The sequence below is a fragment of the Pseudomonas sp. RL_5y_Pfl2_69 genome, assembly GCF_963970465.1.
Classification (GTDB): Bacteria; Pseudomonadota; Gammaproteobacteria; order Pseudomonadales; family Pseudomonadaceae; genus Aquipseudomonas.
Window position 1 is genome coordinate 52,603 of the sequence record NZ_CAXAOU010000003.1, and the last position, 17,878, is coordinate 70,480.

Sequence of the window (17,878 nt, forward strand, 5' to 3'; positions counted from 1 at the left end):
CTCTATGCAAATCAAAAATAAATAGCGTATACACTGTAAATGACTGGCAATCACAAACCCGACTCTTGCCAGCAACACCCTAAAAAAAGGAAGCCTTGCATGCCCATAAAACAAAAAATCGCCATTGTCGGTGCAGGTCTGGGAGGAGCTGCGGCAGCAACACTGCTGCAAAAAGCCGGATTCCAGGTCGATATTTATGAGCAGGCCCCCGCGTTTTCCCGCATTGGTGCGGGCATCCACATGGGGCCGAACATCATGAAAATCTTCCGCCGCATGGGCATCGAACAGAAGTTAAGCGACATGGGCTCGCACCCTGACTTCTGGTTCAGCCGTGATGGCGCCAGCGGTGACTATCTTTCTCGCATCCCCCTCGGTGATTTTGCCCGCAAGGAATACGGCGCCGCCTACATCACGGTTCACCGTGGCGACTTGCATGCACTGCAAATGTCGACCATCGCGCCGGGCACCACCCACTTCAACAAATGCCTGACTCGCCTTGAAGAAACCGACAACCTGGTGCGCCTGCACTTCAGCGACGGCACCAGCACCGAGGCCGATATCGTCATTGGCGCCGATGGCATCAACTCAAAAATCCGTGAAGAATTGCTTGGCGCAGAAAAGCCGCTATACAGCGGCTGGGTGGCCCACCGCGCGCTGATCCGCAGCGAAACACTGGCCAAATACAACCTGAACTTCGAGAACTGCGTGAAGTGGTGGAGCGAAGATCGCCACATGATGGTCTACCACACCACTGCCAAGCGCGATGAGTACTACTACGTCACAGGCGTGCCGCATGCGGCCTGGGATTTTCAGGGCAGTTTTGTCGACAGCAGCCGCGAGGAAATGCGTGAAGCGTTCGCCGACTACAACCCGACTGTCCAGGCACTGATCGAGTCCAGTGAAAGCGTCAGTAAATGGCCCCTGCTCAATCGCAACCCGCTCCCTCTCTGGAGCCGTGGCCGTCTGGTATTGCTCGGCGACGCCTGCCACCCCATGAAACCGCACATGGCCCAAGGCGCCGGCATGGCAATTGAAGACGCTGCCATGCTGACCCGCTGCCTGCAAGAAACCGGTCTGAGCGATTACCGCACCGCTTTCGAACTGTACGAAGCCAATCGCAAGGATCGCGCCTCACGGGTACAGGCGGTGTCCAATGCCAATACCTGGCTGCGTACCCAGGAAGATCCGGCCTGGGTTTATGGCTACGACATCTACAGCCACTCACTTGAATCGGAAGCCCTGGCATGAGCACCTTTATCCACGGCGCCAATGTCCAGGCCAACGGCATACGCCAGCATTACCTGCGCTATGGCGGGCAGGAAAACGGTACAAAACCGGTTCTCTTGCTGATTCCCGGCATCACCAGCCCGGCCATTACCTGGGGCTTCGTGGCCGAAAGGCTGGGTGAGCATTTTGACACGTACGTACTCGATGCCCGGGGGCGCGGCCTTTCTTCCAGCGGCACCGGCCTGGACTACGGCACCGACGCCTGCGCTGATGACATCGCCGCCTTTGCCCGGGCAATGGGCTTTACCCACTACCACCTCGCCGGCCACTCCATGGGTGCGCGCTTTGCCGTACGCAGCGCGGCACGCAACCCGACCGGGCTGCAAAGCCTGGTACTGATCGACCCGCCTGTCTCCGGCCCCGGTCGACGCGAATACCCAAGCAAGCTGGCGTGGTACGTGGACTCAATCCGCCAGGCCGTGACCGGGATGGATGCACAGGCCATGCGTGCCTTTTGCCCGACCTGGACCCTGGAGCAACTGCAACTGCGCGCCGAGTGGCTGCACACCTGTCATGAACCCGCCATCGTTCGCGCTTTTAACGACTTCCATGACGTGGATTTCCATCAGGACCTGCCGAAACTGGCGGTGCCCACCCTGCTGATGGTCGCCGGACGTGGTGGCGTGATCCTGGATGAGGACGAAGCAGAAATCCTCGACCTTAACCCTGCCATCAACATTGCTCGTGTCGAGAACGCTGGCCACATGATCCCGTGGGACGATCTTGAGGGTTTCCTCGCCACCTTTGGCGAGTTTTATGACCACCCCCCGACCCGCACTCAGCGCACCGTTTAAGGAGACATCCCGTGATCAAGCCTTACCGTATCGGCCAGATTGTGCCGAGCTCCAACACCACCATGGAAACCGAGATCCCGGCGATGCTGACCGCACGCCAGTTGATCCGCCCGGAACGCTTTACCTTTCACTCCAGCCGCATGCGCATGAAACAGGTGCGCAAAGAAGAACTGGCAGCCATGGACGGCGAATCCGACCGCTGCGCGATCGAACTGTCCGACGCCAGGGTCGACGTTCTGGGTTACGCCTGCCTGGTGGCAATCATGGCCATGGGACTGGGCTACCACCGAAAATCCGAGCAACGCCTGACCCTGGCTACTGCCGAGAATGACGGCAACGCCCCGGTCATTACCAGCGCCGGTGCCTTGATCGACGGCCTCGAGGTAATGGGTGCGAAAAAAATCGCCATCGTCGCGCCTTACATGAAACCACTGACCGAACTCGTGGTGGATTACATCCGCGCAGAAGGCTTTGAGGTGGTGGACTGGCGCGCCCTGGAAATCCCCGACAACCTGGAAGTGGCCCGCCACGACCCGGCCAACTTGCCCGCCATTGTCAGCAGCATGAATCTTGAAGGCGTGGACGTGATCGTGCTGTCGGCCTGCGTGCAGATGCAATCACTGCCCGTGGTTGCCCAGGTTGAAGCGCAAACCGGCAAGCCGGTGCTCACCGCCGCCATTGCCACCACCTACGCCATGCTCAAGGCCCTCAACCTGGAGCCCATCGTGCCGGGTGCCGGGGCTCTGCTGTCCGGCGCATACAAATAGGAGCGGGTCATGACCGAGCACCACAATGAACAGCAAAGCGCAGACGCCAACTATCAAGGTGTATGGGGCCATCGCATAGGCTTTGGTAAAAAGCCTGCGCTGCTGATGATCGACTTCATGCAAGGCTACACACAAAAAGATGCGCCGCTGTTCGCACCCGGCGTCGTCAGCGCTGTGGCCGAAAGCGTCGAACTGCTAACCTGCGCGCGCAAAAATGCAGTGCTGGTGGTGCATACCAATATTCGCTACCACCCCGGTCACTTTATTGACGGCGGCATCTGGGTAAAAAAGGCCCCGGTCATGCGGGACATGGTGGAGGGCAACCCGCTGGCCGCCTTCTGCGAAGAGGTACTGCCAACCCCGGATGAAGTCGTCATCAGCAAGCAGTACGCCAGCTCGTTTTTCGGCACCAGCCTTGCATCACTGTTGCGTGCCCAGGGCATCGACACTGTGGTTCTGGCAGGTTGTTCGACCAGCGGGTGTATCCGGGCAACGGCGGTGGATGCAGTGCAGCACGGCTTTCGAACCATCGTGGTGCGCGAATGTGTCGGTGATCGTCACAGCGCCCCCCACGAGGCCAACCTGTTTGATATCGACAGTAAGTATGGCGACGTCGTCAGCAAGCAGGAGGCCATGAATCACTTCACAAAAACTGTTTAGGCAACAACTGGCAGACAGGGATATCTGCCATAGAACCAGGCCGTAGAGCACTGGTCACCATTACTGAGCAAGGGCCCTCACCAGGCCTGCCCAGTCTTCTGACACTGCCTTTGGAAGCCGCTTCACGAGCCTGCCAAAGCACTGATCGCGGCTACACAACAACCATAAAGTCACCGCCAGGAAGACACACATGCCCTCTGCAAATGCTGGTACTACCACCGCGACCGTTATCGCGGACCCGGTCCAGGTGCTCTATCGCAAGATCACCTGGAAACTCATCCCCTTCCTCTGCTTCTGTTATCTGGCGTCCTACCTGGACCGGATCAATATTGGCTTCGCCAAGCTGCAAATGCTGGGCGACCTGCAGTTCAGCGAAACAGCGTTCGGCCTTGGCGCCGGGCTGTTTTTCGTCGGCTATATCATTTTCGAGGTGCCGAGCAACCTGGCCCTGGAGAAAGTCGGTGCCAAGATCTGGATTGCCCGGATCATGATCACTTGGGGCCTGCTCTCGGCCTGCACCATGCTGGTCACCACCCCCACCCAGTTCTATGTTGTGCGCTTCTTGCTGGGCGCGGCCGAGGCCGGCTTTCTGCCGGGGGTGCTGTACTACCTGACCACCTGGTTTCCAACCCACCGCAGGGGACGCATCATCGCCCTGTTCATGATCGGCATGCCGCTTTCAAGCGTGATCGGCGGACCACTTTCGGGCTGGATCATGGGCGCGTTCGACAACACGGCAGGGCTCAAGGGGTGGCAGTGGCTGTTTATCATCGAGGCGATTCCCAGCGTCTTGCTGGGCATTCTGACGTTCTGGGCCCTGCCCAACAGCCATCACACCGCCAAATGGCTTAACAACGAAGAAAAAGCACTGCTTGAAATCGAGCTGCGCAAGGACGACGTCGAAGGCAAAAACAGCAAGCACAGCTTTCGCGACGGCTTTTTCAACCTCAAGGTCTGGATGCTCGGCGGTATCGACTTTTCCATCCTGCTCAGCGCCTACGCCATGGCGTTCTGGATGCCCACCTTCATTCGCAATGCGGGCGTGGCCGACAACTTCCATATCGGTGTACTGACCGCCCTGCCCAGCGCCGCCGCCCTGATTGGCATGCTGTTGATTGGCGCCAGTTCAGACCGTCATCGCGAACGCCGCTGGCACATCATCGTGCCCTTCCTGATCGGTGCGGCCGCCATGGCCGGTACAACTTTCTACAGCCATAACGTCTTTGCCACCGTTTTGCTGTTCGCCATTGCCTCGGCCGCCATCATCGGTGCCGTGCCGGTGTTTTTCAGCTTGCCGGCAACCTTTCTCAAAGGGCGGGCAGCGGCTACGGGGTTTGCCCTGGCATGCTCGCTGGCCAATATCGCCGGACTGGTGAGCAACTCGCTGATGGGTATCGCCATTGACGTGACCGGCAGCGGCTCAGGGGCGCTGTGGTTCTTCGCAGGCTGCCTGCTCCTGAGCAGCCTGCTGGTGATCGCATTGCCAGCCAAACTGGTCAACCGCTGACAGCCCCGGGAGCGGGCTGGCTCGCGATACCTGCATCGCGACGAGCCCGGCTCACCGCACTATGACTGTCGCGCGCAAGCCCGCCTCCGCAGGTTTGACGCGGCAGTCGCCCTATCGTGCAAAAGACTCCACAATGACCGCTGGCAACGGTTACTCAATTTGGAGAAGAAAATGGAAGTTCCCGCTAGTCAGCTTTCAGAAAACACACAGATCGAATCTGACTCCGGACCTCTGCTCAACAGCATCGAGATCCGGATTCTCGGCTCCCTGATCGAGAAACAGGCCACCAACCCTGAAACCTACCCCCTGACGCTCAACGCGCTGGTTCTGGCGTGCAACCAGAAAACCAGCCGTGAACCCGTGCTCAATCTCACTCAAGGACAAGTCGGACAAAGCTTGCGCGCACTCGAAGGTCGCGGCTTTACCCGGCTGGTGATGGGCAGCCGTGCTGACCGCTGGGAGCACAAGGTCGACAAGGCGCTGGAACTGGTGCCTGCCCAGGTGGTGCTGCTGGGCTTGCTGTTTCTGCGGGGCCCGCAAACCCTGAACGAGCTCTTGACCCGCAGCTCGCGCATGCACGATTTCGAAGACACCGAACAGGTTCAGCATCAACTGGAGCGCCTGATTGCCCGTGATCTTGCGCTGCTGGTGCCTCGCCAGAGCGGCCAGCGCGAAGACCGCTACATGCATGCACTGGGCGACCCGGCTGACATCGAAACAATCCTGGCCAGCCGTCAACAACCTGCAGAGCGCAGCAGTGGCTCCACGGTATCGCTGGAGCGCTTCGAAGCACTTGAAGCGCGCATCGCAGCGCTAGAGGCTCGCCTGGCAGAGCTGGAGTAACGCGGGTGTCGGGCGAGGTCACTCGCCCGACCCTGCAATCAGCTGCGGGCAAACGCCACCGCAGCCTGGAACTGCTCGGCGGACGGTCGAACGCCGGTGTACAGCACAAACTGCTCCAGTGCCTGAATTGCAATGACCTCAAGGCCCGTAATCACCTGCTTGCCCTGGGCACGACCACGCACGATCAATGGCGTTTCAACCGGGATCGCCACCACATCAAAAACGATATCGGCCTGATCGATGGCATCTGCCTCAAAGGCCAGGTCGTCGGCTTCAGCCCCGCCCGCCATGCCCACCGGCGTGACATTGATCAGCATCCGGGGCCTGTGCGCGGCCAACTCCGGCTGCCACTCGTAGCCACAACTTGCCGCCAGCGCCCCTCCTGTCGCTTCGTTTCGCGCCACGATCACACCCTTGCGATAGCCACCGTCGCGCAGCGCCGAAGCCACGGCCTTGGCCATGCCGCCACTACCACGCAATGCAAAAGTGGTGTCCTTGGGCACCTTGTGACTGTCGAGCAATTGCGCGATGGCGATGTAATCCGTGTTGTAGGCCTTGAGGTGCCCGTCAGTGTTGACGATGGTATTGATCGACGCGATGGCACGGGCCGATGCGTCCAGTTCGTCCACCAGCTCAATGCACGCTTCCTTGAAAGGCATGGACACACCGCAACCACGAATCCCCAGTGCGCGAATACCGGTCACGGCCCCCTTGAGGTCTTTGCTGCTGAAAGCCTTGTAGTAAAAGTTCAGGCCCAGCTGTTCGTATAGATGATTATGAAAACGCAGTCCGAAGTTCCCCGGTCGGCCCGACAGCGATATGCACAGTTGGGTGTCTTTATTCGGATTCATTTGCATGCTCATCTCCTTGCTGAATGCTTTTAGATGGACGGCACAAGCCGTACCGGAAATTTTGTTAGATCATATTGCAGCTGCAAGCGCTGAAACGTCTCAGCGCCCGCAGACCTTACACAAAATTTACCAAAGCGCTTCGCAGTTTTTTAATAAAACACGGTCTTAACGTTATCCCCGCGATTATCCGTGGCCTGGTGCAGGCCAAAAGTCGGGGCTGAAATTCGAGGAATCGTCATGATGCGTACCATCCCCAAAGTCGCTTTGCTTATCGGCGCTCTGGCTGTCGCAGGCCAGGCATCTGCTCATGGTGGTTGGGGGCCCGGACCTGCCATTTTTGGCGCTGTAGTCGGCGCCGCAGTTGTAGGCTCAATCATTGCTGGCCCCGAGCCACGCCCGGTTTACGTTCAGCAACCGGTCTATGTCCAGCCGCAACCTGTTTACGTTCAGGCCCCACCGGTCTACTACCAGCCACAACCGGTGTATGTCCAGCCGCCTCAGCCCGTTTATTACCAGGGCTACTACGGTCGGCCACACCCGGCGTACTACGGCCCGCCACGGGGCTATTACGGCCCGCCGCGCTGGTAACACCGGCGCAGGCAAACCGGCAGGCTTTTGCAGCTGCCGGCAGGGCCCAATTGACACTGTGAATGTCGCGGATGAGACACCCTAGTGGCCCGGACTGCGGCATTATGGAGCGCCACAGGCGCGATCATCGGCACACTCATAAAAACAAGGACGACCTTTATGCCTACACAAAACCCGCACCACATCGTCGGGCTCTGCACTTCAAGCAAGGTTTACAACACCCTGACCGAGCTCAAGCAGCTCGAGGGCCATCGCACCGCCAAGCTGGTGTCACTGCTGGCCCAGCACCTCGTACGCGAGGGATTGCTGAGCGATCAGGAAGTCATGCACATGCTCGACCAAGTGGTTGACTGACACCTCATCGGCATCAATGACGACTATCACGCGCAATGATTTTTTGCGCAGCGGCCCAGCCCGTAAGGTAGCGACATTGTTTGAAGGAGGTGTTTATGCCCAAGATTCATGTCATGTCGGTCATCGGCAGTGCAGTCCCCGCTCCGCTTCGCGCGGACGGCCTGCTGGCGTGCTGGTATGTGGTCAGTGACGGCGTCGCCCTGAGCGGCCCCTTTACTTCCCGCGCCGCAGCGCAAATCAAAGCCACCAGCGAAACAGATAGAACAGCCCCACACTCAACGCGACACTGAGCAGTACGTTGCGGCTCCAGAGCATGAGCCCTATGGCGCACAGCCCGGCCAGCAGGTACGGGTTGCCCAGGCTCAGGTCAACCTCGTGATTCTTGACGAAGATGATCGGCCCGCAAATCGCCGTGAGCATCCCCGGTACCGCAAATCCCAAAAACTCCCTCACCCCACGATTCAAGCGAATCGGCAGCCGCGGTTCCAAAAACAGGTAGCGGTTGAAAAACAGAATCAGCGTCATCCCGGCAATAATGATCCAAATCATGCCCAGTACCCTCCCAGCCGCTTGCACAGATAACCCGCGACCATACCCGCCAGCCCTGCCAGCACAATGGCCGACTCCCACTGCCAGTAACTGAACAGCACCACGCTCAACAATGAGACCGCCACGCACACAATGGTTGGAACATTGCGCACGATGGGCGTAATCAACGCTATGAAGGTTGCGGCAATCGAGAACTCAAGCCCGAGTTGGTCCAGCCCCGGGATGCTCTTGCCCAGCACCACGCCCAGAAGGGTGAAAATATTCCAGCCCACGTACATGCACAGCCCCACGCCCAGCGCGTACCAGCGATTGAACGTCTTCTGGTCAAACGGGCTGACCAGGGCAAAGAACTCATCGGTCAGCAAAAAGCCCAGCCCCAGACGCCATCTCGGTTCGAGTGGCGCCACCACCGGTCGCAAATGCATGGCATAGAGCAAATGTTGTGACGTCAGCAGCAAGGTGGTCACCAGGATCGAAATCGCACTGGCCCCTCCTTTGATCATGCCGATCGCCACCAATTGCGCCGCACCGGCAAACACAAAAAGCGAGAGCCCCTGGCTTTGCGCCGGGGTCAATTGGGCATCAATCGCAGTGGACCCCGCCAGCAACCCCCAAGGGGCACACGCCAGCGTGAGCGGAAGACAGGCCATGGTGCCGCGCACAAACGCGGATCGAGCAAGGGAATCAGACATTACAAACATTCCGGCAGTAAGCAGCGGCAAAGGGTCGCAACCTGACAGAAGAAAGTCTTGAACGATCTTGCTCACAGGCCCTCAAAACTTTACGCGGGCTGTTTGAGACGCCCCGACGCGTTTGACGAGAGGCTGATCCTGGTCTTTAGTCAGCCGCACTCAAGTGACGTTATTCCGATCAACCGCTGCCACGAGGAACCACCATGACAGACCTGAAATCCGCGAAGGAAAGCAGAAAGGCCGATCTGCGGACACCTTCGGCACTAAGCGAAAAAGCCTGTATCAACATTGCGGCCGAAGTGAATGCGCTGCTGGCTGATACCTTCGCCATTTACATGAAAACCAAGAACTTCCACTGGCACATGTCCGGCCCGCATTTCCGTGACTTTCATCTGCTGCTGGACGAGCAGGCCGATCAGATCTATGCGACCACCGACGCCATTGCCGAACGCGTACGCAAGCTGGGGCGCACGACCATTCGCTCGATTGGCCATGTCAAAAAGCTCCAGCGCCTGCTGGATAACGATGCCGACTTCGTAACCCCGGAAGACATGCTGGCAGAGCTGCGCGAAGACAACATCCAGCTGGCCGCGTACATGCGTGAAACCCACGACATGTGCTCCGAACTCGGAGACGTGGCCACCACCAGCCTGCTGGAAAACTGGATCGATGAAGCCGAGCGCCGCGTGTGGTTCCTGTTCGAGTCGTCGCGCACCAAGTAACCGGCAAATGTTGTAGGAGCGGCCTGCTCGCGATACGGGCGAAGCGGTTCGGCCAGAGCACCTGGTCGATGCCATCGCGAGCAAGCCCGCTTCCACAAGAAAGATGAATTTTGTTTCACAGTCTTTGAGCGCAGCGGGCGGTATATTCGCTGCGCTCATTGCTCATTCAATGAACCCCTTGGCCCGCAACTCCCCCAGCGGGCCTTTTTTTGCCCGTCAAACGCCCTGTTTGAACACCAGCGCTTTCAAACCGCATTCTGCGTCGGCATCAGGAAACTCCGGCGGGTTATCCAGGCGCTGGACAAAACGCAGGCTCGGCGCATCAAGGGTAACGCCATCGATCAGGAAGTCCGAACCCAGTGCCGGGTCGTTCATGCAGGCCAGTACCGTGCCGTTTTCGCTCAGCAACTCAGGCAACCGGCGCACTACCCGCTGGTAATCCTTGGTCAGCAGAAAGCTGCCCTTCTGAAACGACGGCGGGTCGATGATCACCAGATCATAAGGGCCGGTGCTTTTCACCTTGCCCCAGGACTTGAACAGGTCATGCCCCAGAAACGTCACCTTGCTCATGTCATGTCCGTTCAACCGATGGTTGTCGCGCCCACGGCTCAGCGCCGCACGGGACATGTCGAGGTTGACCACATGCTGCGCACCGCCTTCGATCGCGGCCACTGAAAAGCCGCAGGTATAGGCAAACAGATTCAAGACCCACTTGCCCTCGGCGTTGGCCCGCACCCAGTCCCGACCGTAACGCATGTCCAGAAACAGGCCGTTGTTCTGCTTGCGGCCCAGGTCCACTCGATAGCGCAACCCGCCTTCGGTCAGCGTCCACTCATCAACCGCCTCACCCACCAGCCATTCAGTGTCGCTCTGCAACGTATAGCGATGTTGCAGCACCAGCGTGTGGGCCCCGCTGGCTCGCCATGAAGGGGACTGCACGAGCGTCATCAACAGCTGCTTCAAGGCCTCAAGATGCCCGGCATCGGGCTCCTTGAACAGCGAGACCAGTACCACGCCTTGCAGCCAGTCGACTGTCAACTGCTCAAGCCCCGGCCAGCACCGTCCGCGCCCATGAAACAAACGCCGGGTTTCTTCGGGCGCAGCGTCCAGAGCAGTCAATAGGTGCAAATGCAGAGTGGTTAACGCTTCAGGAGTCATCAGGCCGGCCGGTCAATTTCAAGGGCCGGCATTTTACACAATTGCACAGCCCTGCCTAATCAACACCGCGCGCATCTGCATCAGCCAACGCCATTTCCACACCCTTGAAATTATCGTTTTACAATCATTTATTATCGAATTACGATACCCAGGCCTTAAAACATCGCCTACCGTTTCTGCGCAGAATCCGGGCACTTAATCATCAGTACTACAGAAGGACTTTCAGATGAAAACCGATCACCTGGCCGATCGCAGCAGAACCCTGGCAACCGCCACCCTGGCGCTTGTGGTGGGCATGCTCCTGGCCAATATCGCTTACTGGATATTCCCCAACGTCATTGGCACCTACGTCGGCGGTTTCAGCCTGAGCGCCATGACCAAAACACTGAACGCAGACATTCTGCAGATGCCCTGGTGGCAAGTCGCAGGGGCCATTGTGCTGTCCAGCATCCCCCTGCTGATACTGGCCAAGGGGTTGCTGGCGCTGCGCAGCCTGTTTCTGGCCTACAGCAACGGGGAATACTTCTCGGCGGAGTCGGCTGAACTGCTGGGAAAAGTAGGCAAGAGTGTCGCTTTATGGGTGCTGGCTTGCCTCTTGCTGACACCGGTCATGAGCGTCTGGATCACATTTTTGCGCCCTGACGGCGAGCGTTTGTTCACCATCAGCTTTGAACCGTCGCATCTTGTTGCCTTATTCCTCTCCGCTTCTCTTATGATCATCGCCCGCAGCCTATACAACGCCTGTTCGATGGCACGGGAAAATCAGCAGTTTGTTTAAGAGGCCAAGATGCCGATCGAAATTAAGCTGGACGTCATGCTGGCCATGCGCAAGGTCAAATCCAAGGACCTGGCGCAAATGGTCGGCATTACCGAGCAGAACCTGTCACTGCTCAAACAAGGGAAGGTCAAAGGTATAAGGCTCGCCACCCTGGAAGCCATTTGCACCGCACTCGATTGCCAGCCGGGGGACTTGCTGCACTATCGAGCTGAATCCTGAAGCACCCGTTCACGCCTGTGGGGCCACAGCCTCACAGGCGTTGAACCTGATAAATCCCCGCCTCCAGCGTTACTGACTTTTCGCGGCCTCCAGAGCCAGGGTCGAACGCTCAAGTCGTTCAGCCAGCCAACAGCATTGCACTGTTAGGCTCGCCCGAGCACGAATCCTTGATTCGCCAGCACCTCCCGTTGACGCCTTTCAACTGCACTGGCACCTCAAAGCCCCGGCCATGAATATTCTCTGATAAACCCTGCGAAATCAGGCATTTCTGCCGCTATTGATCCATACTGACAAAATGTAACGTTATGTGTGTAACAGCCGTTGCAGCCCGGTACTTCCCAACCATCCTTGAGTCATTCTGCGTGAAAATTCATCTTTCTATTTTGAGCCTGTGTTTAGTTCTGGCAGGCACCAGCGCCTCTTCAATCGCCGCAGCGGCTGAAAGCATTTCGGCCCCAAGGGATACCTCACAGCTGCATATCGCCTCAGGCAGCGCGATGCTGATCGACCTGCAGACCAACAAGGTCATTTTTGCCAGCAACCCTGACGCCATCGTCCCCATCGCTTCCGTGACCAAACTGATGACCGCCATGGTGGTACTGGACGCCAAACAGTCGATGGATGAATACATTTCGGTCAACATCAGCGACACGCCAGAAATGAAGGGCGTGTTTTCCCGGGTCAAGATTGGCAGCGAACTCTCGCGTCGCGAAATGATGCTGATCACCCTGATGTCATCGGAAAACCGTGCGGCTGCCAGCCTTGCCCATCACTTCCCGGGCGGTTATGTGGCGTTTATCGCAGCCATGAACGCCAAGGCCAAAAGCCTGGGCATGATGAGCACCCACTACGTTGAGCCGACCGGCCTGTCGATTCACAACGTGTCCACCGCGCGGGATTTGAGCAAGCTGCTGGCAACGGCACGGCACTACCCGATGCTCAGCCAGTTGAGCACCACCAAAGAAAAAACCGTGGCGTTCCGCAAGCCCAACTACACACTGGGCTTTCATAACACCGATCATCTGGTCAAAAAGGACAAGTGGAATATCAAGATCACCAAGACCGGATTTACCAATCAGGCTGGCCACTGCCTGGTGCTGGTAACCGAGATGGGCAATCGCCCGGTTTCGCTGGTGATTCTGGATGCCTTTGGCAAATACACCCACTTCGCCGATGCAGGGCGGATTCGCAACTGGGTTGAAACCGGTAAAAGCGGCAGCGTGCCCGACGTAGCCTTGCGCTACAAAGCCGACAAGAACCTGCAAAAACACCAGTTGACCGCAGGTCAGGCTGGAAAGTGACGTTCTGGATATGAAAAGCAGGCACTTGCCCCGGGGAGAGGTCGGGGACAAATGCCTGCGTGTTGCTCTTGATAATCTTCCGGATAAAAAGAACCCCGCCTGAAGACGGGGTTCTTTTTCAGCACGTGCTCAGGTCAGTTTTGCAGAGCAGGCTGCGAATCCCCATTGATCGGGATGCGTTTGGCTTTTGCCTCTTCCGGCACCACCCGCTGCAGGTCGATGCTCAGCAAACCATTGCTCAGGTTTGCGCCTTTGATCTCGATATGGTCGTCGAGACGGAAGGACAATTTAAATGCCCGCTGTGCAATGCCTTGATGCAAGAAGGTCACGCCTTCTTCGCTGGTGCTTTCACGTTTGCTGCCGCTTACGGTCAGCACGCCTTTCTCAACTTGCAGGTCCAGATCATCTTGCTGGAAGCCTGCAGCCGCAACCACGATGCGATAGCTGTCTTCACCCCGTTTTTCAACGTTGTAAGGTGGGTAGCCGCCGCTCGAATCGTTGCGTAAAGCGGTTTCAAACAAATCACTAAAACGGTCAAAGCCGACAGAATTACGGAACAGTGGCGCCATTGAAAATGCGTTGCTCATAATTTCATCCTCCTGATTTCAGCGAGATTTTGTTACGCGACCCGGTTTCGGCATCGCGTACCCCTTAGATAGGGACCGTCAAAACCGTTTCAAGGGTTTTTCTGAAAAATTTTTTCAGTCGTTTCAGGCAGCGTCAGCAGGCGGGTTGTTGACCATATGCCGGACCTTCTCACAGTCGGTCTCACGGCGCATGGCATTGAACAGCACCACGGCTTCAGGGTAGTTGCGGGTCAGCATGGCCAACCACTGCTTCAGGCGCCCGGGGGCTGAACGTGGCGTCAGCTGGGCTTCGGCCTGCGCCCAGAAATCGCGGATCATGGGCTGCAAATCAGCCCAGGTCATCGGCACCACTTCAACACCGGCACGGGCTGCGGCAATTTGCCGGGCCAGATCGGGCCGCGACACCAGGCCGCGACCCAGCATGATGTCTTCAGCACCGCTGATTTCGCGGCAACGGCGCCAATCTTCAACCGACCAGATATCGCCATTGGCAAACACCGGCACCTTCACCGCTTCCTGTACCTGGGCGATGTACTCCCAATGGGCAGGCGGCTTGTAGCCATCCATCTTGGTCCGCGCGTGCACCACGATCTGGCTTGCGCCCCCTTCGGCCAGGGCAATCGCGCACTCATTGGCGCTGTCCGGCGTATCAAAGCCCAGGCGCATCTTGGCGGTCACCGGGATATGCGCAGGCACAGTGCGTCGCACCTGCAGCAGGATCGCATGCAGCAGTTCGGGCTCCTTGAGCAGCACCGCACCACCACGGGACTTGTTCACGGTCTTGGCCGGGCAGCCAAAATTGAGGTCAATCACCCCGGAACCCAACTCAACGGCCAGCGCCGCGTTGTCGGCCAGACAGGCCGGATCAGAACCCAGCAACTGTACGCGCAACGGCACGCCGGAACGTGTCTGCGCACCGTGCTGCAATTCGGGGGCGAATTTATGGAAGTAGGCTTCCGGTAACAACCGCTCGGTGACCCGAATAAATTCGGTCACACACCAATCAATACCGCCGGTGCGGGTCAGGACATCACGCAGGATGTTGTCGACCAACCCCTCCATCGGCGCCAAAGCAATTTGCATGGGTGACTCTCATGAAAAACGTGCGGCAGTTTACGCCGTTATGTGGGCAATCGGTATGAGCAGGCGCTGCTGATCAGGCCGTGACGACAGCCGGACCATAACCTTCAAGGAACTCGGGCGGCAGGCGCTTGGCCTTGCCCGTGGACAGCTCGATGCAGACAAACGTGGTTTGCGCACGCAACAGGGTCACGCCATCGCTGGGGCGTACAAGCTGAAAGTGGCGGGTCATGCGCAAGCGCTGGTCACAATCGACAATCCAGGTTGCCAATTGCAGCTCATCGTCTTCATAGGCACTGGCCAGATAATCGATTTCATGGCGGGACACCGCCATGGCGCGATCAAGGCGACGGTACTCGGTGAGATCCAGCCCCAGACGCTGCGAATGGCGCCAGGCACAACGTTCCAGCCAGACTACATAGGCCGCGTTATTGGCATGACCGAACCCGTCGATGTCTTCGGCCTGAACGGTCAGGTCAATGATGAACGGTGCTGCCAAATCCCAACTCATGCCTTGTCTCCCCCTAAAAAATAAGGAGCGCAGTGTAACGCAGAGGGGGCGGCTGCAAGCTTCGAGGCGAGGAATATAAAAACTGCAGACAAACAAAAGGGCCATTCAATAATCGAATGACCCTTATAAATCCCGCATAGCGGGTAATCGTGGCGTCCCCTAGGGGACTCGAACCCCTGTTACCGCCGTGAAAGGGCGGTGTCCTAGGCCACTAGACGAAGGGGACACAAACCCTTCTAACAGTGATCAGCACCAAGTGCTGATCGATTCAATGCCAGTGTGGCCCGACATTGAACTGTAAATTGGTGGAGCTAAACGGGATCGAACCGTTGACCTCTTGCATGCCATGCAAGCGCTCTCCCAGCTGAGCTATAGCCCCGATTTATCGCCTGGCGGCGGAGCATCACCGAAGTGCTGCTTCTGTAAAACTGGCGTCCCCTAGGGGACTCGAACCCCTGTTACCGCCGTGAAAGGGCGGTGTCCTAGGCCACTAGACGAAGGGGACACAAACCTTCTAACTGATCAGCGCTGAGTGCTGATCGATTCAATGCCGGTGTGGCCAGACATTGAACTGTAAATTTGGTGGAGCTAAACGGGATCGAACCGTTGACCTCTTGCATGCCATGCAAGCGCTCTCCCAGCTGAGCTATAGCCCCAGACAGTCACTGCAGCGTTTTGTTGCTGCTTGTTTCGTGTTGCTGTGTGGACGGGGCGCATATTAAGACTGGATGGATAGGCTGTCAAACTTATTTTTAAACTTTTTAAAAAAAATTTGCCGTGAGAACAACCACTTACCTTCCCTGCCCCGTAAATACTGGCCCAAACCCACCTTGAGGCTTTTGTGGGGGCGGGCTTGCTCGCGATGGGAACGAAGCGCAGTGCCAGGCAATACGTGTCGATACCATCGCGAGCAAGCCCGCTCCCACAGAAAAAAACCGCCTGCGATGATTAATTCAGCGCGTTAAACAGCTTTTCCCACTCTTTGTTTTCTTTCTTCGACACACCGCCCAGCAGGTCGAGTGCCTGGCGCAGACGGAAACGGGTCAGGTCCGGCCCCAGAATCTCCATCGCGTCCAGCACCGACACCGAACTTGCCTGGCCGGTGATCGAAGCGAACATCAGCGGCATGGCATCACGCAGCTTCAGCTCCATGGACTCGACCACGGTCTGGATGCAGCCGGTGATCGCGTCCTTTTCCCACTGACGCAGGCTCTCCAGCTTCCACAGAATCAGCTGCATCAACTGACGCACTTGTTCGTTGGACAGTTTCTTGTGCTCGAACAGCTTGGCATCGAGCTGCAAGCCGCCCGAGAAGAAGAACCCGGCCAATGGCGCGATCTGGCTGAAGGTTTCAACCCGACCCTGAACCAGCGGCGCGATTTTCATCATGTACTCAGGGTTCAACGCCCATTGCTGCACGCGGCTGGCGAACTCTTCCAGCGGCAGGTCACGCAACCATTGACCGTTGAGCCACGACAGCTTCTCTACGTCGAAAATCGGGCCGCCCAGCGAGACGCGGGACAGGTCAAAGTTATCGACCATTTCCTGCAGCGAGAACTTCTCGCGCTCGTCCGGCATCGACCAGCCCATGCGGCCCAGATAGTTGAGCATCGCTTCAGGCATGAAGCCCATGCGCTCGTAGAACGTCACCGACGTCGGGTTCTTGCGCTTGGACAGCTTGCTCTTGTCCGGGTTACGCAGCAGCGGCATGTAGCACAGCTGCGGTTGTTCCCAGCCGAAATACTCGTACAGCAGGATCAGCTTGGGCGCTGATGGCAGCCACTCTTCGCCACGCAGCACGTGGGTGATACCCATCAGGTGATCGTCGACCACGTTGGCCAGGAAGTAGGTCGGCAGGCCATCGGTCTTCATCAACACTTGCATGTCCATGCGATCCCACGGGATCTCGACATCGCCGCGCAGCAGGTCCGGCACAACGCACACGCCTTCGGTCGGCACTTTCATGCGGATCACGTGGGGTTCGCCAGCTGCCAGACGGGCCGCTACTTCTTCTTTGGACAACAGCAGCGCACGACCGTCGTAGCGCGGGGTTTCGCCCTTGGCCATTTGCTCGGCGCGCATCTGGTCCAGCTCCTCGCTCGTGCAGAAGCACGGGAAGGCATGCCCCATATCGACCAGTTGCTGGGTGTATTTCTTGTAGATCTCGCTGCGTTCGCTTTGACGGTACGGACCGTGCGGGCCGCCAACGTCCGGGCCTTCGCTCCAGGTAATACCCAACCAGCGCAAGGCGTCGTAGATCTGCTGCTCGGACTCGCGGGTCGAACGCAATTGGTCGGTATCTTCGATCCGCAGGATAAATTCGCCGCCATGCTGCTTGGCAAAGCAGTAGTTGAACAAAGCGATGTAAGCGGTGCCGACGTGGGGGTCGCCGGTAGGCGATGGCGCAATGCGCGTGCGAACGGTGGTCATGGGCGGTCTCGAAGTGGAGATAAAACAAAGGGCGAATGGTAACAGGCCGACCCGGCTTGGCTCCAGCGCAGGACTCGGCCCATCCGCCACACGGCTGAAAAAAGCCTGAATAGAGCGCCCGGATCGAATGGGTGCAGCGAAAAACAGCACAGACCGGTGTTAATCTCGGTCCATTCTTGACATCCCTTGGCTGGAGATAC

General features: G+C 58.0%; 21 protein-coding genes and 4 tRNA genes. 13 read left to right on the top strand and 12 right to left on the bottom strand.

Translation table 11 applies throughout. The features are described 5' to 3' along the window. The first annotated feature begins 99 nt into the window (after positions 1 to 99). The 6 genes from AACY07_RS06395 to AACY07_RS06420 all read left to right on the top strand — a co-directional run bounded on the left by AACY07_RS06395 (position 100) and on the right by AACY07_RS06420 (position 5,858). The gene (locus AACY07_RS06395) at positions 100 to 1,248 is read left to right on the top strand and encodes an FAD-dependent monooxygenase (RefSeq protein WP_339474003.1); all 1,149 of its coding nucleotides are present in this window, start codon (positions 100 to 102) and stop codon (positions 1,246 to 1,248) included. Continuing rightward, positions 1,245 to 2,081, top strand: coding sequence for an alpha/beta fold hydrolase (locus tag AACY07_RS06400; RefSeq protein ID WP_339474005.1), 837 nt, complete (start codon positions 1,245 to 1,247; stop codon positions 2,079 to 2,081). The genes AACY07_RS06395 and AACY07_RS06400 overlap by 4 nt, the downstream gene beginning before the upstream one ends. A gap of 11 nt (positions 2,082 to 2,092) precedes the next feature. Further along, positions 2,093 to 2,848, top strand: coding sequence for a maleate cis-trans isomerase family protein (locus AACY07_RS06405; RefSeq protein WP_445261358.1), 756 nt, complete (start codon positions 2,093 to 2,095; stop codon positions 2,846 to 2,848). A gap of 9 nt (positions 2,849 to 2,857) precedes the next feature. After that, positions 2,858 to 3,508 (top strand): N-carbamoylsarcosine amidohydrolase, encoded by a 651-nt coding sequence (locus tag AACY07_RS06410; RefSeq protein ID WP_339474006.1) that lies wholly within the window; start codon positions 2,858 to 2,860, stop codon positions 3,506 to 3,508. A gap of 190 nt (positions 3,509 to 3,698) precedes the next feature. Then, positions 3,699 to 5,015 (top strand): MFS transporter, encoded by a 1,317-nt coding sequence (locus tag AACY07_RS06415; RefSeq protein WP_339474008.1) that lies wholly within the window; start codon positions 3,699 to 3,701, stop codon positions 5,013 to 5,015. A gap of 171 nt (positions 5,016 to 5,186) precedes the next feature. After that, positions 5,187 to 5,858, top strand: a complete 672-nt coding sequence (locus tag AACY07_RS06420) for a YceH family protein (RefSeq protein WP_339474011.1) — start codon at positions 5,187 to 5,189, stop codon at positions 5,856 to 5,858. Between the two features lie 38 nt (positions 5,859 to 5,896). Here the strand turns inward: AACY07_RS06420 and AACY07_RS06425 are convergent, their stop codons facing one another. Beyond that, entirely contained in the window at positions 5,897 to 6,715 is an 819-nt protein-coding gene (locus AACY07_RS06425) for a shikimate 5-dehydrogenase (RefSeq protein ID WP_339474013.1), read from the bottom strand. Between the two features lie 231 nt (positions 6,716 to 6,946). Here AACY07_RS06425 and AACY07_RS06430 point away from each other — a divergent pair, with 231 nt between their 5' ends. The 3 genes from AACY07_RS06430 (at position 6,947) to AACY07_RS06440 (ending at position 7,941) form a co-directional block, all read left to right on the top strand. Next, positions 6,947 to 7,297 (top strand): hypothetical protein, encoded by a 351-nt coding sequence (locus AACY07_RS06430; RefSeq protein WP_133077210.1) that lies wholly within the window; start codon positions 6,947 to 6,949, stop codon positions 7,295 to 7,297. A 159-nt stretch (positions 7,298 to 7,456) separates the two neighbouring features. Continuing rightward, complete coding sequence (locus AACY07_RS06435) at positions 7,457 to 7,651, top strand: hypothetical protein (protein WP_019826144.1); 195 nt, start codon at positions 7,457 to 7,459, stop codon at positions 7,649 to 7,651. Positions 7,652 to 7,746: 95 nt separating this feature from the next. Beyond that, positions 7,747 to 7,941: a hypothetical protein gene (locus tag AACY07_RS06440; RefSeq protein WP_257622833.1), complete on the top strand. Its 195-nt coding sequence runs from the start codon at positions 7,747 to 7,749 to the stop codon at positions 7,939 to 7,941. On the opposite strand, the gene AACY07_RS06445 is transcribed toward AACY07_RS06440, so the two are convergent. Further along, positions 7,889 to 8,200: an AzlD domain-containing protein gene (locus tag AACY07_RS06445; RefSeq protein ID WP_133077208.1), complete on the bottom strand. Its 312-nt coding sequence runs from the start codon at positions 8,198 to 8,200 to the stop codon at positions 7,889 to 7,891. The genes AACY07_RS06440 and AACY07_RS06445 overlap by 53 nt on opposite strands. After that, a complete protein-coding gene (locus AACY07_RS06450) occupies positions 8,197 to 8,892 on the bottom strand; it encodes an AzlC family ABC transporter permease (protein WP_133077207.1) in 696 nt (231 codons plus the stop codon). Before AACY07_RS06450 ends, AACY07_RS06445 begins: the two co-directional genes overlap by 4 nt. A 203-nt stretch (positions 8,893 to 9,095) precedes the next feature. Here AACY07_RS06450 and AACY07_RS06455 point away from each other — a divergent pair, with 203 nt between their 5' ends. Next, positions 9,096 to 9,614, top strand: coding sequence for a Dps family protein (locus AACY07_RS06455; RefSeq protein WP_339474016.1), 519 nt, complete (start codon positions 9,096 to 9,098; stop codon positions 9,612 to 9,614). Positions 9,615 to 9,830: 216 nt separating this feature from the next. On the opposite strand, the gene AACY07_RS06460 is transcribed toward AACY07_RS06455, so the two are convergent. Then, a complete protein-coding gene (locus tag AACY07_RS06460) occupies positions 9,831 to 10,772 on the bottom strand; it encodes a class I SAM-dependent methyltransferase (RefSeq protein ID WP_339474017.1) in 942 nt (313 codons plus the stop codon). A gap of 226 nt (positions 10,773 to 10,998) precedes the next feature. On the opposite strand from AACY07_RS06460, the gene AACY07_RS06465 reads away from it, so the two are divergent. The 3 genes from AACY07_RS06465 to pbpG all read left to right on the top strand — a co-directional run bounded on the left by AACY07_RS06465 (position 10,999) and on the right by pbpG (position 13,070). After that, a complete protein-coding gene (locus AACY07_RS06465; protein WP_339474019.1) occupies positions 10,999 to 11,550 on the top strand; it encodes a DUF2975 domain-containing protein in 552 nt (183 codons plus the stop codon). Between the two features lie 9 nt (positions 11,551 to 11,559). After that, positions 11,560 to 11,769 (top strand): helix-turn-helix domain-containing protein, encoded by a 210-nt coding sequence (locus AACY07_RS06470; protein ID WP_339474021.1) that lies wholly within the window; start codon positions 11,560 to 11,562, stop codon positions 11,767 to 11,769. A gap of 362 nt (positions 11,770 to 12,131) precedes the next feature. Next, a complete protein-coding gene (gene pbpG, locus AACY07_RS06475) occupies positions 12,132 to 13,070 on the top strand; it encodes a D-alanyl-D-alanine endopeptidase (RefSeq protein WP_133077203.1) in 939 nt (312 codons plus the stop codon). 134 nt (positions 13,071 to 13,204) lie between these two features. Here the strand turns inward: pbpG and AACY07_RS06480 are convergent, their stop codons facing one another. The 8 genes from AACY07_RS06480 to gltX form a co-directional block, all read right to left on the bottom strand. Further along, entirely contained in the window at positions 13,205 to 13,657 is a 453-nt protein-coding gene (locus AACY07_RS06480; protein WP_133077202.1) for an Hsp20 family protein, read from the bottom strand. A 123-nt stretch (positions 13,658 to 13,780) separates the two neighbouring features. Beyond that, positions 13,781 to 14,740, bottom strand: a complete 960-nt coding sequence (locus tag AACY07_RS06485; RefSeq protein WP_133077201.1) for a tRNA-dihydrouridine synthase — start codon at positions 14,738 to 14,740, stop codon at positions 13,781 to 13,783. A 73-nt stretch (positions 14,741 to 14,813) separates the two neighbouring features. Then, on the bottom strand, positions 14,814 to 15,248 hold the full coding sequence (locus tag AACY07_RS06490; protein ID WP_133077200.1) for an acyl-CoA thioesterase: 435 nt from the start codon (positions 15,246 to 15,248) through the stop codon (positions 14,814 to 14,816). Between the two features lie 150 nt (positions 15,249 to 15,398). Beyond that, positions 15,399 to 15,474, bottom strand: a tRNA-Glu gene (locus tag AACY07_RS06495). Positions 15,475 to 15,551: 77 nt separating this feature from the next. After that, positions 15,552 to 15,627, bottom strand: a tRNA-Ala gene (locus AACY07_RS06500). Between the two features lie 50 nt (positions 15,628 to 15,677). After that, a tRNA-Glu gene (locus AACY07_RS06505) sits at positions 15,678 to 15,753 on the bottom strand. A gap of 75 nt (positions 15,754 to 15,828) precedes the next feature. Beyond that, positions 15,829 to 15,904 (bottom strand) — tRNA-Ala (locus AACY07_RS06510). A gap of 292 nt (positions 15,905 to 16,196) precedes the next feature. After that, a complete protein-coding gene (gltX, locus tag AACY07_RS06515) occupies positions 16,197 to 17,678 on the bottom strand; it encodes a glutamate--tRNA ligase (protein WP_339474025.1) in 1,482 nt (493 codons plus the stop codon). Between the last annotated feature and the right edge of the window lie 200 nt (positions 17,679 to 17,878).

Coding starts and splice junctions, on each gene's coding strand:
- AACY07_RS06415 (WP_339474008.1), top strand. CDS start 3,699: ATGCCCTCTGCAAATGCTGGTACTACCACCGCGACCGTTATCGCGGAC.
- AACY07_RS06445 (WP_133077208.1), bottom strand. CDS start 8,200: ATGATTTGGATCATTATTGCCGGGATGACGCTGATTCTGTTTTTCAAC.
- AACY07_RS06440 (WP_257622833.1), top strand. CDS start 7,747: ATGCCCAAGATTCATGTCATGTCGGTCATCGGCAGTGCAGTCCCCGCT.
- AACY07_RS06485 (WP_133077201.1), bottom strand. CDS start 14,740: ATGCAAATTGCTTTGGCGCCGATGGAGGGGTTGGTCGACAACATCCTG.
- AACY07_RS06435 (WP_019826144.1), top strand. CDS start 7,457: ATGCCTACACAAAACCCGCACCACATCGTCGGGCTCTGCACTTCAAGC.
- AACY07_RS06465 (WP_339474019.1), top strand. CDS start 10,999: ATGAAAACCGATCACCTGGCCGATCGCAGCAGAACCCTGGCAACCGCC.
- AACY07_RS06450 (WP_133077207.1), bottom strand. CDS start 8,892: ATGTCTGATTCCCTTGCTCGATCCGCGTTTGTGCGCGGCACCATGGCC.
- AACY07_RS06460 (WP_339474017.1), bottom strand. CDS start 10,772: ATGACTCCTGAAGCGTTAACCACTCTGCATTTGCACCTATTGACTGCT.
- AACY07_RS06410 (WP_339474006.1), top strand. CDS start 2,858: ATGACCGAGCACCACAATGAACAGCAAAGCGCAGACGCCAACTATCAA.
- AACY07_RS06400 (WP_339474005.1), top strand. CDS start 1,245: ATGAGCACCTTTATCCACGGCGCCAATGTCCAGGCCAACGGCATACGC.
- AACY07_RS06480 (WP_133077202.1), bottom strand. CDS start 13,657: ATGAGCAACGCATTTTCAATGGCGCCACTGTTCCGTAATTCTGTCGGC.
- AACY07_RS06455 (WP_339474016.1), top strand. CDS start 9,096: ATGACAGACCTGAAATCCGCGAAGGAAAGCAGAAAGGCCGATCTGCGG.
- gltX (WP_339474025.1), bottom strand. CDS start 17,678: ATGACCACCGTTCGCACGCGCATTGCGCCATCGCCTACCGGCGACCCC.
- AACY07_RS06420 (WP_339474011.1), top strand. CDS start 5,187: ATGGAAGTTCCCGCTAGTCAGCTTTCAGAAAACACACAGATCGAATCT.
- AACY07_RS06425 (WP_339474013.1), bottom strand. CDS start 6,715: ATGCAAATGAATCCGAATAAAGACACCCAACTGTGCATATCGCTGTCG.
- AACY07_RS06490 (WP_133077200.1), bottom strand. CDS start 15,248: ATGAGTTGGGATTTGGCAGCACCGTTCATCATTGACCTGACCGTTCAG.
- AACY07_RS06430 (WP_133077210.1), top strand. CDS start 6,947: ATGATGCGTACCATCCCCAAAGTCGCTTTGCTTATCGGCGCTCTGGCT.
- AACY07_RS06395 (WP_339474003.1), top strand. CDS start 100: ATGCCCATAAAACAAAAAATCGCCATTGTCGGTGCAGGTCTGGGAGGA.
- AACY07_RS06470 (WP_339474021.1), top strand. CDS start 11,560: ATGCCGATCGAAATTAAGCTGGACGTCATGCTGGCCATGCGCAAGGTC.